The organism is Gardnerella sp. Marseille-Q9691 (genome assembly GCF_046507715.1).
GTDB lineage: Bacteria > Actinomycetota > Actinomycetes > Actinomycetales > Bifidobacteriaceae > Bifidobacterium > Bifidobacterium greenwoodii.
Window position 1 is genome coordinate 758,791 of record NZ_JBKFXI010000001.1, and the last position, 16,978, is coordinate 775,768.

The window sequence follows — 16,978 nt, forward strand, 5'->3', positions numbered from 1 at the left end:
AACAGCCGAGTCACTATCTTACAGAATCCTCGCCAAAAAGCAAGTGCTCAGCTCTTTCGGCGTGTTGCCCACAAATAAAACGCTACTCAAGCTCAATCGCGCCAGTGCAAAGCTGATAATACTCACCGCGCTTAGCTAACAACTCCTCGTGAGAACCACGCTCAATAATTTGGCCATGATTCAAAACCATAATCACATCCGCATTGCGGACCGTAGAAAGCCTGTGCGCAATTACAAACACAGTGCGCCCTTCCATAAGCGAATCCATGCCGTGCTGCACTAAGGCCTCAGTATGAGTATCGATTGAAGAAGTTGCCTCATCCAAAATAAGCACCGGCGGATTTGCAACAGCCGCGCGAGCAATCGCAATAAGCTGCTTTTGACCTTGCGAAAGATCTTCTCCTCCGCCAGTAAGCTCCGTATTATAACCATCTTTAAGTTTAGAAATAAAAGCATCAGCATGAGCTAATTTTGCAGCATTAACACAATCTTCATCGCTAGCCTCTAGGTTTCCGTAGCGAATATTATCCATTATTGTGCCTGTAAATAAGTTCACGTCCTGAAGAACTGTGCCAATAGCGTAACGCAAATCCGTTTTTAGAATATCTCGCACGTCAATTCCGTCGTACAAAATCTGACCGTCGTCAATATCGTAAAAACGCGTAAGCAAATTAGCAATAGTAGTTTTGCCAGCACCCGTAGCACCAACTAAAGCAACTTTTTGCCCCGGCTTTGCAAACCAAGTAATATCATGCAAAACAGGTTTTTTGGAATCGTAGCCAAACACAACATCTGTAAAGCGCACGTCGCCTCGAAGCAAAGTATAGCGGCCATCCTTAGAAGTGCGAGCATCTCGCTTTGCATGGCACACAATCTCTTGAGCCATTTCACTTAAGTTTTGAGCGCGCTTTTTAGCTTTAGTGCCATTATCTTGCTTTGACCTTTTCCAAGCCCAATAAATATTGCTTCCTTCAGATTGTTCGTCTACTTCTTCAAGCACATCAAATGCTGATTTTTCTCCAAGATCTTCAGCAGACTGAAGTACACGCACTTTAACTAATTGCACACTGCCAGAATCAAGTTCTGGCTTTTCATCAAGTAACTCAAAAATACGAGAAGCTCCTGCAAGAGCCATCATAAGTGCGTTAGCTTGCATTGTAATTTCGCCAATAGGGTTAATAAATGCGCGCGAAAGTGCCAGCAAAGATATAAGCGTACCCAATGTAAGAGTACTAGATCCAGATAATCCCAGCGTTGGCAAACCAGCTGAAGCAGCCCACGCACCAAGTAAAGCAATTAATACATAAAGCAAATAGCTTGCATTACTAATAACAGGCATTACGTTATTTGCATAAGAATTCGCACTTGCAGAAATTTTTTGCACTTTTTCTATGCAATTATCTAATTTTTCAATAGAATCTGTCTCATGATTAAAAATTTTAATCACTTTGCTGCCTGTTGCAGATTCTTCAACAAACTCATTTAACTCGCCTAATGCGTTCTGGAATTGTTCAAATAAACTGCCAGATTTCTTTAGCATAAAACGCACTAAATAAAGCAACATTGCAGTAAATATAGCTACAAAAACTGCAACCGGAAGCGATAAGCACATAATAGATATAAACGCTGCCAAAATCGACATTAATGCAGAAAAAGAGTCCGGAAAAGCCCACGAAATTGCCTCACGAAGAACCTCAGTATCGTTTGTGTAACGGCTCATAATATCGCCGTAACCTTGAGAATCTAAGTAACGCAATGAAAGCTTCTGCTGATGCTTAAACATAGAATCTCGCAAATCACGCATAACACTTTCAGATATATTCGCAACAAGCCTGCTCCAAAGCCAAGAACAAAACACACCAACAGCGTAAACACTTGCCATCAGAATAATCATGCGAACAAGAGGCGTCCAATCCTGATTATGCTTACCGACAAGCGGAAGAATATACGAGTCAACAAGAGATTGCAAAAACACTGCACTTACAGCTTGCACGATTGCGCTAACTATTATTGATGCAATAATTACGCAAATTTTAACTCGATACACAAGCACATAAGAGGCAAGTCTGCTAAGAGTTTTCCAACTAATAGCTGAATCATTTTTAGAAGAGTGAGCCGTTTTATTATTAGCCATTGTTATTTAGCTCCTTCTTCTTTAGTTGCGCTAGTTATTCGACTTTTTTCTTGAGAAACCGCCATATTTCTGTAAATTTCACAAGATTTAAATAATTCATCATGCGAACCGTTAGCAACAACACGACCATCTTTAAGAACAACAATAATATCCGCATGTTCGATTGAAGATATGCGCTGAGCAACGATAATTTGCGTAGAATCAGGCATAAACTTTTTCAAGCCATCGCGAATTTTACTATCCGTTTTCATATCAACCGCACTCATCGAGTCGTCGAGGATTAAAATTTTCGGCTTCCTCAAAAGTGCGCGCGCAATGCACAAACGCTGTCGCTGGCCACCGGAAACATTCTTACCACCCTGGTCAATATGCGTATTGTAGCCGTCTGGTAAATCTTTAATAAACTCATCAGCACAAGCAATTTCGCAAGCTTGACGCAAATCATTATCGCTTGCTTCCGCCCTACCCCAGCGAAGATTTTCTGCAATTGTGCCACTAAACAAAATATTTTTTTGTAGAACAACACCAACTTCTTCACGCAAACTAGAAGAATCATAATCGCGAATATCTTTTCCGCCTACAAAAAGAGCGCCAGAAGTTACGTCATAAAGTCTTGCAATTAATTGCACTAAACTCGATTTTCCAGATCCCGTTGCACCAACAATACCAACAGTTGCTCCAGAAGGAATAGATATATTTATATCATGTAAAATTTCCTGTTCTGCTGGAGTGGATTCATCTGTATTATCTGATTGAGGATAGCGTAACGAAACATTTTCAAAACGCACAGAAGCGTCAGAAAGCTTTGTAAGTGGATGCTTGGAAACAACTTCAGTATTTCGAGATTGCAAAACATGTGAAATACGATGCATCGAAGCTCGAGCTGTTAACGACATTACAAAAACTGCAACTAAATTCGCTAAAGCAAACAAAATTTGCAAAGCATACACTACTAATGCAGCAAGATTTCCCGTTGTTAAACCAAAAGCAGGATTATTTCCTGAAGCCACAATTTCGTGCGAAGCCAACCATGCAATAAGCAGCATGCCAGAATAAAAACATAAGTTAAATAAAGGAATACTACAATTTAACACATACTCAGCTTTAATAAAATAATCATAGATTTTATGTGAAATACGCGTAAAACGACTTATTTCATAATCAGAACGCACATAAGACTTTACGACGCGAATATTATGCAAATTCTCACCAACTCTATTATTCATCTCGTCAATCATTCGATAAATTCGAGAAAATGCTGGAGCAACTATACTAGCTCCAACAGCGCCAATTGCACCAATAATAGGCACAAATGAAAGAAAAACCCACGAGATGGCAGGGCTAATTGAAAAAGTAAACCACCAAGCAGTGATGATAATCATAACGCTGCGAATACCAGAGCGAATAATCATTTGGTAAGCAAATTGCACATTTGACACATCGCTAGTCATACGCGTAACAACAGTACCGCTAGAAAACTTATCTAAATCAGAAAAACTTAAACTTTGCAAGCGTGAAAACATGTTGTGGCGCAAATTTTTACCAAAACCAGCACTAGAATGAGCGCAACAAATACCAGAAATAACGCCTGCAATCATTGCGATTGCAGCAAAAATAAGCAATTGCAAACCATAATATTGCACAGATTCTTGAGAACGTGACATAATACCAAAATCAATAAGATTTGACATTACTGTAGGGATCTCAATTTGCATAGCAGCTTCAACGAGAATAGTAACAGCTGTTAAAACGCCAAGAAAACGATACCTTTTTAAAGAACCTAGTATCGTTCGAAGTGCTCGAGGGGCATAATCTTTTTTATGAGAATCTTTTTTTGATTCATCAAACTTACTTGGCTTCTCAGACTTCTCTGCCATTCTTCCCCTACTCTAAATTAAATACTTATTCTTTAATGATATCACTTTTGAATATAAGGCAGGCAGGGGTTAAGTGAACCAAGCAGCAAAAAAAGCCTGGTAAATTCCCCGCGTTTGGAGCGTTCAACACACAACAACACTCCAAACACGAGAAACTTTGCTCACATTTGTGGTTAAATTTAGGGATTTATGAAGCATCGCCTTCGCCTTGCACGCGATCTTTTCCGTAAATCGACGGAATAAAACGCTCCTGATCGTGAAGCTTTTCCCAAATTACAGGAGGATCGTGCGGATTTTCCAAAGATTTCGGCACGTCGATAATACGTTGATTACTAGAGCCGCGGAATTGCAGCAGCGAATCGTGCAAATCTTTAATATAACGTCCGTCAACAAGAATATCAATATATTGCAGAAGCTCAAGCTTATCAGGCGTCTCCCCTGGACGCATAAGCTCTTCCCACGTGTATCCAGTCCAACTCCAAATATCTTTAGTATGACCAAATTCGCTTCTAATACGCTTGCAAAGAGGCAGCAAAATACCAGTATTAAGCAGCGGCTCACCACCCAGCAAAGTCAAACCTTGCACATAAGGCTGCGCCAAATCTTCCATAATTTGATCTTCAAGCTTTTGAGTATAAGGGTGGCCTGCGCGAAAATCCCAAATCGACTCGTTATAGCATTCAACGCAATGGAACGGGCAGCCGGAAACGTAAAGCGAGCAGCGAATACCCTCGCCGTCGGTCATCAAAAAACGCTTGTAATCGGCAACCATGCCCTGACTCATGCGTTCGCTAGACCATTGGCCAGCGCGAGGATTATTAGAAAGAGAGGTTGGAATCCAAGGCCCGCGGTTAACGTCTGCAGGGGAAAAATCGTGCAAACTTATGCGAGCCATGGTTCCAACCTTTAATTTAGACTAGCTTTTACTTTATTTTATGATATTTTATTATATTTTACGCGACTTGATGCGACTTTACGCGACTTTACGCGCTACTTAGTCTCCTCGTACCATTCACGAGATTCGCCATTATCCAGCGTCACGTGACCAGTTTCGCCAGACATGTGCTTTACGCGGTGCGCAATCTCCTCGTGACGACCATGAACCATTGGGCGCTGAACAGGATTGCCCAAGTAGCCGCAAGTACGCTTAGTAACATTGCACTTATCTGGGTCACTATTGCCGCACTCTGGGCAGCGGAAGCCTTCCTTCGTTGGCTCAAAATCGCCCTGGAATCCGCAAACGAAGCAGTGATCAATAGGCGTATTCGTACCCAAGTAGCCAATGCCAATCTTATAAGCGTAATCCCAAACAGCTTCCAAAGCCTTAGGATTTGCTTGCAAGCATGGGAACTCGCAGTAGTTAATAAAGCCGCCGGAAGCAAGATACGGGAAGTCAACCTCGTAGCTAAGCTTCTCCATAGGAGTTGGCTGCAACCAAACCGGATAATGGAAGGAATTAGTGTAGAAGTCGTGATCGGTAACGCCTTCAATGCGGCCGAACTTCTGACGATCCATGCGGTTAAAGCGGTCAGTCAAAGACTCTGCAGGAGTTGAGTAAACGGAATAGTGGTAGCCTTCCGCCTTCGACCACTGCTGGCAAAGCTTATTCATGCGGCGAACCAAAGAAAGCGCAAACTGCTTGCCATCCTCATTCCAGCTGTGATCCTTCATCCAATCCTTGCCGAAGAACACTGCCGTAGTCTCATACAAGCCAATGTAACCAAGCGAAACCGTAGCACGCTCATTACGGAACAGCTGATCAACACTCTCGTTAGCTTCCAAACGACCAAAAGCACCGTAGCGGAACAGAGTTGGAGCGTTCACAGGAGTTGCCTGCTTGCAACGCATAATGCGGAATCGCAAAGCCTGGTGAGCAACTTCCATACGCTCGTCAAAAAGCTTCCAGAAGCGAGTCACATCGCCGTGAGATTCAAGAGCAATACGCGGCATGTTAACCGTTACAACGCCAAGATTCATGCGGCCGTCTTCAACATCCTTACCAGTCTTTGGATCAATCCAGCCCTGAAGGAAGGAGCGGCAACCCATAGGAGCCTTGAAGGAGCCGGTAATCTTAACAATGTTCTCGTAGAACACAACATCTGGATACATGCGCTTAGTAGAGCACTCAAGAGCCAGCTGCTTCAAATCGTAGTTCGGGTCACCTGCGTCGGCGTTTACACCGTGCTTAATAGTAAACACAAGCTTAGGGAAGATAGCAGTATGACGATCCTTGCCGAGGCCGCGAATACGATTCAGCAAAATAGCGCGCTGAATTTCGCGAGCAAACCAAGAAGTACCCAAGCCAAAGCCAACAGTTACGAACGGAGTCTGACCGTTAGAAACGCGGTTGGAATTAATTTGATATTCCATAGTTTGCATAGCGTCGTAAATAGCTTTACGCGTCATAATCTTTGCATAAACTTCGCGAAGCTGATCAAGCTCACTCAATTTCTCATCAAAAGGAGTGTCAGCAGGAAGCGGATCTCTGTCTGAGCAGTGAAGATTCTTAGGCTCCTGAGCCTTCAAACCGTCAATCATATCCTTCGCAACTTCAATCGGCGTAGAATCTGGAATCATAGCGTGGGCCATTGCCAAGTTCTTCTCATAATCGCACTTAGCGTAAGGCTCAAGCATTTCGTCAGCGCGATTAACAGTCTGACCACCGTATTGCGCGCCAGCAATATCCTTAATAATCTGCGTAACCTGAGTTGCAGCAGTGCCAATAGACTTTGGACTATCCATCATTGCGTTACCAAGCGCAAATCCCTTAGCAAGCATATCGCCAAAATCAGGAAGCGAGCAGTTGCTCATGCAAGTAAATGGCGAATAATCAGCGTCGTGGAAGTGAATATCACCCTTCATATGCGCGTTAGAAACCGCGTGAGGAAGCATAGAGAAGGCAGAAGCCTTAGAAACAGCGCCTGCAAGAAGATCACGCTGAGTGGCGTAAACGTTGGAATCCTTATTTGCATTTTCGCGCACAAGCGTTTCGTCACGATTTACAAGGCGATTAACAGCTTCGTTAATATCTGTAGCCTTTGCACGATCAATATCTCGGTTCAAACGGTAGCTCGTGTAGCAGCGCGCAACCTCGTAAAGATGATTTTCAATAAGTCCGTGCTCAACCAAGGTCTGAATATCCTCAATTTTTGCTGGACCATTGTAACGATCTTGAATTTCAGCCTCAATACGATCCGAAATACCGCGAATCATCTGCTCTTCCTGAGGACCGACTTCCTTACCTAAGTCCTTAAAAGCAGCCTTAACAGCCATAATGATATTCATCGAATCGAAATCAACTACGCGACCATCGCGCTTTTCGACCTGCACGCGGGAAACTGGAGCTGCAGCTAAGTCATCATCCATGCTAATTGCTGCGCTCTTGGCGTCAGTTTCTTCCAAAACCTGCATCGGTACAGACCTTTCTCATAACACTGTTCTTCTAACTGTTCTCTCGTTGCGAAAAGCATTATTTTCGCAACGACTTGCTCTACTATAACTCAACTCATGCCCAATATCTAGGGAAAAACGCAAAGATAACAAACTATATATAGTGATTTATTTCACATTCGCGATTTTTGAGGCGTGTCGAGGATGAGGTAGGCTTGATTGCTGGCGTGTTAAGTTTATTTAGTGTTGATTTTTTGTTTTAGACGTTCTTGAGTATCGTCTATGAGTTTTGTAACTGATTTAGTTTTTTGGTTTTGATGAGGCTAGAAAATTTGTGTTTGAGTGCGTCCCTGCTTGACATTGCGCGAGTTTTGGAGGATTTCTCTCCTCGCGATTTTCTTTTCGATATTCTTTAGTATCGTCTATGAGTTTTGTAACTGATTTAGTTTTTTGGTTTTGACGAGGCTGGAAAATTTGTGTTTGCGCAAGCCCCGTCCTTCGTCGCTTTAACTGTTAAAGTATTTTGCTGCGTTCGCCTATCTTTTAACAATGTTGCTTCCTCAGTCCTCTTTTATTGCTGAACACAATTTTTCCAGCCTCTCAACACACTAACCGTAAACACAAAACTCATAGACTCGTTAAGTTTGTTACGAAAGTGCGTGGTTTACTAAGTGCAACTAAATTAGTATAATTAAGCTGCGGGTTGGTGCAGCTAACTACTTTATCGTTTTCTCAGTGCGAAAAATCTCAAATCTCACCACACGAATATTCATACACTAAAGTATCGCAATTAAGCTGTGAGTGGGTGCGTAGGTATGAGTGCCTGGTGTGGTGTGTGCGGCAGCATGAATGCTAGTGTTCTCTAATTAACAAAAATAGGCACAAATATAATACACGCCGTTATGGGCGCGCACTTCGTGACGCTTTGATATATTGAGTCACGTGGAACAGATAGCTTTTCAGCATGCACAGGAATTCGGATTCCAACCAGGAGACATTGTGCAACAATGGCTTTGGGACGACGATGTTGACGAAACAATTTGCGAAAGTATCGAACAGCTTACCGGCGAAGAATTGGTAGACGAAGATTACGATGCTGCTGTTGATGGCGTAATTATTTGGTGGCGTGACGGCGACGATGAAGACGAGCTTGCGGACACCATTATGGATGCCACAAATATGCTTGACGACGACGCTCCTATGTGGGTTCTAACACCTAAGCCTGGTCGCGAAGGTTCCCCAAGTTCTAGCACCGTGCAATCTGCAGCAAAGACGGCAGGAATGAACGCCGCAACGCCTTTAACTGTAAGCGCAGATTGGAACGGAATTCAGTTGCGCGCCTTCGGCAAAGGTCAAAGCAAGTAAGCAAGCAGTAAGCAGTCTACAGTCGGCAAGTAAAGCGACGACAGTTTCTTTACACTCACGTAGGGCAATTGTCGATATTTGGCGAGATTGCGTTATTTTTTATACAAGCACATAAAGTAATTGTCACTTTCATGCTTTTATGAAACATTTGCCGGAAAATTACCGGCAAATGTAGCTACTTCCTCGCCGCCCGTTCTCTTCCTTCACGATTTCCGTGCCCGCGATCTCTTCCTTCACGATTGCCGCGCTCGCCGCGATTGCCACGATCTCGACCTCTTCCACCGTGTCCGCGCCCTCGCCCGCGACCTTTGCGCTTCTGCTGCTCAGGCTCCGGCATGCTCCAGCCTTCCTGAAGCTCAGCCGCATCTCCCACAATCTCATCTAAAACAGGCGATGCAGGATTTACGTCTTCAGCCTTAGCGTTAATTCCGGCTCGACGAAGCATAGTGTGCGCCGCGCGCTTCTGATTAGGCAGCACAAGAGTAACAACATCGCCTTCCTCGCCTGCACGAGCGGTACGGCCCGAACGATGCAAGAACGACTTCGGGTCTTCCGGCGGTTCAGTTTGCACAACCAACGCAACGTCACTAATATCAATGCCTCGCGCCGCAACGTCCGTCGCAACCAGCACACGCACTAAGCCTTCCGAGAATACAGCCAAATGCCTATCTCGCTGATTTTGCGACAAATTACCTTGCAAATCAACCGCAGGAATGCCCTGCTGCACGAACTTTTTCGCCATATTCTTCGCCTGATACTTCGTGCGCGTAAAGAATATGGAACGCTTGCATCCGGAAGCAAGCTTGCGCAAAACCTCGTACTTATCTCCCGAAGACACAGCAAAAATGTGGTGAGTCATAGTGTCAACTTGCGAATCAGCATCGTCAACTGCATGAATTACAGCGTTAGGAAGGAATCGATTTACAAGAGTTGAAACTTGCTTGTCTAGCGTGGCAGAAAACAGCATGCGCTGACCGTTAGGATCCACCTGCTCAAGAAGTCGCGTAACAGCCGGCAAAAAGCCCATATCAGCCATTTCATCAGCCTCGTCAAGCACGCTAACCATCACTTTTTCAAGAGTCAACGCGCCCTGCCGAATCAAATCTTCCAAACGACCCGGGCAAGCGAGCACGATTTGCGCGCCCTTCTTAAGCTGCGATACCTGACGCTGGTATCTAACTCCGCCATACACTGTCACTGTGCGCATGCCGTAAGCCGCTGCAAGAGGAGCGATTACATCGTCAATTTGATGCACAAGTTCGCGCGTTGGCGCCAAAATCATTGCGCGAGGAGCTGGAATATCGCCACTTTCGTTTTTACGACTATTTTTTCCGTGGTTGATTAAATCAACGAAATTTTCTGCCAATCGCGAAACCAACGGAATCGAAAATGCTAAGGTTTTGCCGCTTCCTGTGCGACCGCGGCCTAGAATATTCGCGCCTTGCAAAGAATCCGGAAGCGTGGCCTGCTGGATTGGGAAGGCTGTGGTTTTGCCATCTGCGCGCAAGACTTCTACAAGAGGATCTGGCACGCCAAGCTGCGTAAAAGTTACGTCGTCGCTGTAATTTTCGCGCGATTCGATTGCGGAATCCGGAATAATTACTGAATTTTGAGAAGATTTATTGTTTTTAGCGAAATCTTTTTTATTATTTTCTTTTTTAGTGAAATCTTTCTTAGCGAAACCTTTTTTAGCAAAATCTTTTTTACTATTTTCTTTATTAGCGAAATCCTGCTCAGCCTCGCGAATTGCAGTCTCCTCGTAGCGCAAAGCTTTCTGGCGCGCCTTTTCACGAGCCTTTTCTGCCTTACGATTGCGCTCTCTACGCGCATTAAATTCGTGATGATTATTCTTCGCGCCTCGCTTTTGACGAGACGCAGCATTATGAGTATGCGGCACAATAGCCTTTCGTAAAAAATGTGATTCAAATAAATTTCAAACCGTGAACTAACTGAGCCTAGCACACGCGCCGCACAATCACGGCAAATGTTTCAAAAAAGGGTAAGCAGCAAAAAGCCCCACCGTGAAGAATCACAGGCGGGGCTTTATTTTTACTTATGCGATTAAGTAAGCTTGCTAAACTCACGTCAGCTTACGAAATTCGCGCGATTTTCGTAAGCTTTCTAAAGCTTTGCAGGCTTTACAGCCTCTCGCCTAGTTGTTGCTACGACGAGAAGTACCACGACGCTTCCTCACGAAGAACGCAGCACCAGCAGCAGCAACCGTAGCAAGCAAGCCAATCACAGACACGTTGCTACCAGTTTTACTCAGCTTAGAAACACCACTCTTCAACACCTGAGCACGCACAGAAGCACGAACCTCAGCCGCATGAGCCTTAGCAGATGCCAAAGCCTTACGAGCAGCAGAAAGCTTCTGAGCCGCAGCATCAACCTGAGCCTGAGTTGCATTAGGATCAGCCGCAACCTTCTTAGCCTCAGCCAAAGCAGCATCCAAAGCCGCCTGAGCCTTAGAAACTTGAGCATCAGCCTGCTTCACAGCCGGCGAATTTTCAACCGCAGCGTTCACAGCAGCAGAATTGGCAGCATTAGCATTATTGGCGTTGGAAGCATTACCAGAGTTTGCACCAGCACCAGCGTTTGCGTTACCAGCACCAGCGTTACCGTTGCCAGCATTACCAGGCTGAGAATCAGCTTCAGCACTATCAATCTGAATGTTCAACTCGCCTTTATCCACAGTAGTAGGCGCGTTATCGTTCACACCAAAGCCAGAGCCACCAGGGACTGGGCTTGGAGTTGGAAGCGGGTTCACATCATTATCAACAGAACCATAACCACTCAAAGCTCGAGCCGCAGCACGCAAAGCCTCAAGAGCAGCATTAACATCATCCTGCGTGGCAGACGGGTCAGCATACACTGCGCGAGCCTTAGAAAGCGCCCTATCATACGCGAGCTGCTTATCCGAAGGCGAAACAATGTAAGACATGCGACGGCCAATATTACTATCCAAAGCAATCTCAGCAGCCAAAGCAGTCTTATCAACAGCAGCAGGAGTTGGGGCTGGGGTTGGGGCTGGAGCTACGCCGTTTAGCTCGTTATAAGCCTTCTGCAAAGCCTTCAAAGCCTCATCCAAAGCCTTCTGCTTATTCTCCTTAGAATCCAATGTGATATTACCGTACTGAGGCGCAGCACCGCCAGCGGTAGTAGTAGTCAAATTCTTAATAAGATCCTGAGCATCCTTAAGAGCCTTATCGTACGCCTGCTTCTTATCAGTATCAGCATTGGTGTACTTCACATTGCTCTTAACATCGTTTTCCTTACCAATCTCATCTTGCAACGGCTTGGTGTTAACACCATCCAAAGCAAGGCGAGCCCTAATAAGCTTGTCAAGAGCTTCGTCAATCTTCTTCTGCGCTTCTGCTTCCTTATCAGCAGTAGACACGTCAGCATTCTTGGCATTGTTAAAGGCAGTTTGAGCCTCAGTCAACGCCGTATCAAACGCAGCCTTCTTATCCTGAGAAGCGGTGGTATAAAGCGAATCGCCTGGAGTCTTAGGATCAGAAGTTGTATTTGGCTTCAACTTATTGTCGGAGTCAATCTCATTCTTAAGAGCATCGGTATTAACACCAGCGCCCTTCGCGTTCGTATCAATCGCCTGCATTGCATTAAGAAGATCCTTGTACAGCTCATTAACCTGATCTGCCGTCTTGGCATCGCCAGTTTCCTTAGCAAGCACGGCACCAGCGGCTGTGGAGGCGGTATTAAACGCTTTCTTTTTGTCATCGCCGTCTTGCAGACCCTTATACTTGTCGCCCTTAGCGAAATCATCAGCTGTCTTTTTCAGCTTCTCAAGGCGAGCCATTGCGGTATCGGTTGCAGTAGCATTGGCAAGCGCGTCGTCGATGTCGTCAGAAGTTGTACCGTCATCATTGGTGTGATTACCAGCATCAGTGCCATTGATGATCGCCTTGAAAGCATCCTTTTGAGCCTTGTTTAAATGCTTAAATTCATCAATCTTCTTTAGAGCATCTTCAATCTTCTTGGCTTTCAAATAACGATTAGCGATAGCAGTCGGGTCGCCAGACTTAGTTGCAGCCTTGATGTCCTTAATAGCCTTCTGCTTTTCGGCTTCTGGAAGATCACTTTTGTTGATGCGTTCAATCTGCTTTTTCTTTTCCTCGTCAAGTTGTCCATTTTGTGTTTGACTTGGATCCTTAACATTATTCTTCTGCGCGTTGCTCACTTGAGTGTTGATGTCTTTAAGCGCATCATCAATCTTCACACCATCAAGAGCAGACTTGATTTCGGATGGCTTCTTAGCACCCTTGACTGTTCCTTGAGCTGTGGTGATTGCATTCTTGGCCGCTTCAACCTTATCTTTAACAGCATTCTTCTGCTCTGCAGTCAAGCCATTTTCAGCATCTGTGAGCTTCTGCAAAAGCGCATCAAGCTTGGCATTAGCTGCAGCCTTGGCGTTAGCCTCATTGATTTCGTTCTGGCGCTTGGCTGCGTTAAGAGCCGTGTTGATACTATCAGCTGTAGCATTGTCTGCCTTCAACGCGTTATCCAAAGCAGTGAGAGTTGCATCCTTACCTGACTTTGTGCCGAGTAACTCGTTAAGAGCAGCATCATCGGCATGGTCTGGATCTGTTTTATCAGCATCTCCACCCTTACCGTGATCAAGGAATGGAAGCGCGCCCTTGGTGATGTCATTTTGCAATGCACCCTTGGCATCATTAATAGCCTTGGCCTTCTCGAGAATCTTCTTTACAGCTTCAGGAGTTTTAGCACCTTCTGGATGTGCTTGTGTACTATCACCGTTAAGCTCAGCCTTTAGCTTACTCTTATCTTCCTCAGAGAGGTTAGGCATGTTATTGATGGTATTCTCAGCGTTGGTCTTGTCAGTTTGAAGCTGTTGTTTTTGCTTCTTGTCGCGCTCTTCCTTATCCTTTTTCTTTTTATCGTCATCAGCTTGCTGCTGAGCAGTAGTGCCTTGCTTGTTGTTGTTAATTTGTCGCTGAATAGCAGGATCAGAAGTGTTGTTCTTATTCTTCTTGGCCTGCTCATTGGCGTTATTCAAAGCCGTGTTGACGCCGTTTGCATCATGAGCATCGTCAACTTGCTTCTTGAACTTCTCTTTATCCGCAGGCGTAAGGTTTGGATTGCGCTCAATCGCTTCCTTCGCCTTTTCCTTCATCTTATCCAGCTTGCTCTTCTCGCCTGGCTTTGGAGCAGGCTCTGGCGCGGCTTTCTTCGTGTAAGTAGGCTTAACCGTAAACGTGGTAGTGCCATCGCCGTCAACTACAACGATTCCATCCTTGCTTGCGCTCTTAATCTTGGTGACGCCGTCAGCGCCAACCTCCATGTACACAGTGCCTTGCTTTGGCGTAAGGTTTGTAGGCAAAGCGAAATCAGATGTTGAAGTTACATTCACATCGCTTGCGTTATCGTAATTTGCCTCAAGGAATGCCTTTATTGCAGCTTTGAGGTTATCATTAGTCAGGCTGTCTGGATTATCAACCTCTACAGAAGGCGTATTGAAGACGTGATTTAACTTTTTTGAATCAATAAGCTTTTGTATGATACCACGAAGATTCTTAATTATTGTTTCACGTTGAGAAACATCAGTCTCATTCTCATTTATATTATTGATTTCACCAGGGTACTTAGTTGGATTCTCAATACCAGCCTTCTTGAAGTCTCTGTTCTTCAATCCATCACTAATCTTTTGATTCCACAAAGCCAAAGCCTGCTTCTTCAAATCAGCAATTGTCGTATCTTTTGAAACAGAATTCTTGTCATACAGACTGTCATGATTGATTGAATACTCTTTACCTCTATTGTTCTTAACAACAATATCACCGCTAGCATTTACGCTGATTGTAGTAATTCCAGAGCCATCTTTTGCTGCAGTACCAATACCGCTTGTACCCTGCTTTGGAATCCAATTTCCACCACCTGTGTAGCTATCGGAGTTTCCGTCAACGGTAGCATTACTCCAGTTTGTTTCAATAAATTGCTTAAGCGCACCCTTCTTTTCGGCATCGGTTGGTGTTTCGCCAGCTATTGGATACTTTTTTATAATAAATACGTGTCCAGCGGAATCTGGACCAACTGTAGTAGTTTGCTGATTTGGATGCTGATTTGGCTGTTTTACAAAGAACATGCCCATTGGATAAGTTTTCTTAGATGTGTACCCTTTTACACTAAAAGTAACTTGACCAACACCACTATTATCAACACTATATTCAATAGTTATATCATCTGCATTTATTTTATTTTTAGTCTTAGAGTCCTTAACATAACTCTTCAATTGACTCTTTAATGCGTTAAGTTTATTTGCATTGTTTTGCTGCTGAATCTCGCTCATACTTGTCTTGAAAGGATCAAAACTAACAGGTGTATTCGTAGATTTAGCTTCAACAATGAACTCTTTTTCGGCCTCTTGAGCAGGAGGTTCTTGAGTTTGATTCTTCTTTTCCTTAAGGAACTGCCATGCGTCAATAACTGTTGTAGAGCCATCTTTCCAGGTGATAGTTACGTCGCCAGTCTCAGAAACCGTTACAGGTGCTTGGTTGCTGTTCTTTTCCTTTGACTCATCATAAGGAGTAATGCCCTTGTTGGCATCATCAAAAGCCTTGATAATATTGTTTATTTCGTCTTGCTTAAGCTTCTTAAGGTCATCAACCTCAATGGTGTCCGGCACAACATATGGCGCCCAATCGGCGATAGTTGCTCCCTGATACACGAGTTCAGAGGCAGGAATAGTAGCCTTAGAGCCATCTTTGTAAGTCACAACAAGGTTTTCGCCCTTATCATCAAACTTAATTCCATCGGAATCAGCAAGATGACTGTTAAAATCTGTATTATTTTCGTTAGCTTTCTTGAACGCCTTAAGAACTGCTTCTTTGTCATCTTTTGTCAACGCACTCGGCTTCACCACTGGTATGCGATCAGGCATCTTTGGCTTGTACTTATCGCTATCGGATTCACCTTTTGCAACAAGAATGCTTGCAGGAATCGTGCGAGTCGTCTTGTCCTTAAAGGTAATAGTGGCAGAACCGTTATCATTTATAACAATACCATCTTGATCGTCTTTAATTAATTTATCAAACAGAGTTTGAGCACCAGCTTCACCGCGGTTTGCATCCTCAATAGCCTGCTTAACTTTACCCTTTTCGCCATCGTTAAGCTTCTTAAGATTCTTAACAAGTGTCACAGCAGGATACTTAAGCGTCAAATGATCCGCAATCTTTGGCGTATTGTGCTTTTGACCAGCCGCATAATGCCAGTTACCAGCAAAACGATAAACGCCAGCCACAAAACGAAGCGGATGCTCATCGCGCTTTTCCCACGCATCATCCGTCATTTCGGCGACGTAAGTCATGTCATAATAACGCGTACCTGCAGACTCCCAGTCTACAAAAATGCCTTGCAATCCAGCGGTGTCATTCTTATAAGCGTCCCACTGCTTTTCAGTATTACCGACTTTGTCGTACCCCTTGTTCCCCTTATCATCAAGGCCAAGCAGCTGCTTCCAGCCCTTGCTGGCGAGCACTTTACTATCCTTAAAGTAGAAGTTGGAAATATTATTCCAGTCTTCCGGCTTATTGTAGGTCTTCTGCGAAACCTGGCCGTATCCTTTATTATTTGTAAACTTAAACTGCGAAGAACCAACTGGAGTAAACGGTTGCTTTTCCCCCTCTTTTGTCAGTTTTTCAACGCGCGTATAAGTAATATCCTGAACGTTCTGCAAGCCCTTTGGAACGCCATACCACCACATTGGGCGGAATCGCCAGTCGTCAGCTGTGCCATCTTTTTGGTTGCAATTAGAAAGATAATGAACTCGAACAAACTTGCCAAGCGGGTCCTTACCAGTATCCTTGCCATCCTTGGCATGCTGAAGAGTATCGTAATAATCCACCTCAATGTGGAAACGAGCTTCGCTATAGCTTGCGTCTGTTTTATAACCGTAATAAATGTTGTTTCCAGTGCCGTCTACATAACCGTCAGCGTATGCAGGAGTAGAAACGAATACCCCCCCCCCGAGCACCATAGCACCTGCAAGCATAGCTGCGCACACGCTCTTAGAAATAGGTGCATACTTAGCATTTTGAGCAGACTTTACTAAAGCAGAAAAATTATTTGCTTCATTAATCTTCTTCATTTTTTCTTCACTCCGTTTATTCGACTATCGCTGCTTAATGCGTATTTCGGCAGCAATAGAAAAATTAGCGTTTATAACAATAGTCTTCAA

The 16,978-nt window shown here is 44.3% G+C and carries 7 protein-coding genes; 1 reads left to right on the forward strand and 6 read right to left on the reverse strand.

The features are described 5' to 3' along the window. Positions 1-82 precede the first annotated feature (82 nt). The 4 genes from ACLD6A_RS03080 to nrdD form a co-directional block, all read right to left on the reverse strand. Complete coding sequence (locus ACLD6A_RS03080; protein ID WP_410313555.1) at positions 83-2,134, reverse strand: ABC transporter ATP-binding protein; 2,052 nt, start codon at positions 2,132-2,134, stop codon at positions 83-85. Between the two features lie 2 nt (positions 2,135-2,136). Next, positions 2,137-4,011, reverse strand: coding sequence for an ABC transporter ATP-binding protein (locus ACLD6A_RS03085; protein WP_116794223.1), 1,875 nt, complete (start codon positions 4,009-4,011; stop codon positions 2,137-2,139). 187 nt (positions 4,012-4,198) lie between these two features. Then, on the reverse strand, positions 4,199-4,906 hold the full coding sequence (gene nrdG, locus ACLD6A_RS03090) for an anaerobic ribonucleoside-triphosphate reductase activating protein (protein ID WP_116794224.1): 708 nt from the start codon (positions 4,904-4,906) through the stop codon (positions 4,199-4,201). A gap of 95 nt (positions 4,907-5,001) precedes the next feature. After that, positions 5,002-7,377, reverse strand: coding sequence for an anaerobic ribonucleoside-triphosphate reductase (gene nrdD / locus ACLD6A_RS03095; RefSeq protein WP_410313618.1), 2,376 nt, complete (start codon positions 7,375-7,377; stop codon positions 5,002-5,004). A gap of 966 nt (positions 7,378-8,343) precedes the next feature. On the opposite strand from nrdD, the gene ACLD6A_RS03100 reads away from it, so the two are divergent. Continuing rightward, complete coding sequence (locus ACLD6A_RS03100) at positions 8,344-8,766, forward strand: DUF3052 domain-containing protein (RefSeq protein WP_004127651.1); 423 nt, start codon at positions 8,344-8,346, stop codon at positions 8,764-8,766. 175 nt (positions 8,767-8,941) lie between these two features. On the opposite strand, the gene ACLD6A_RS03105 is transcribed toward ACLD6A_RS03100, so the two are convergent. Continuing rightward, positions 8,942-10,663 (reverse strand): DEAD/DEAH box helicase, encoded by a 1,722-nt coding sequence (locus ACLD6A_RS03105; RefSeq protein WP_410313556.1) that lies wholly within the window; start codon positions 10,661-10,663, stop codon positions 8,942-8,944. A 255-nt stretch (positions 10,664-10,918) separates the two neighbouring features. After that, positions 10,919-16,888, reverse strand: coding sequence for a GA module (locus ACLD6A_RS03110; protein ID WP_410313557.1), 5,970 nt, complete (start codon positions 16,886-16,888; stop codon positions 10,919-10,921). Positions 16,889-16,978: the final 90 nt, after the last annotated feature.

Bases quoted from the DNA above. Each gene is read 5' to 3' on its own strand.
- ACLD6A_RS03110 (WP_410313557.1), bottom strand. From the start codon at position 16,888: ATGAAGAAGATTAATGAAGCAAATAATTTTTCTGCTTTAGTAAAGTCT.
- nrdG (WP_116794224.1), bottom strand. From the start codon at position 4,906: ATGGCTCGCATAAGTTTGCACGATTTTTCCCCTGCAGACGTTAACCGC.
- nrdD (WP_410313618.1), bottom strand. From the start codon at position 7,377: ATGGATGATGACTTAGCTGCAGCTCCAGTTTCCCGCGTGCAGGTCGAA.
- ACLD6A_RS03085 (WP_116794223.1), bottom strand. From the start codon at position 4,011: ATGGCAGAGAAGTCTGAGAAGCCAAGTAAGTTTGATGAATCAAAAAAA.
- ACLD6A_RS03080 (WP_410313555.1), bottom strand. From the start codon at position 2,134: ATGGCTAATAATAAAACGGCTCACTCTTCTAAAAATGATTCAGCTATT.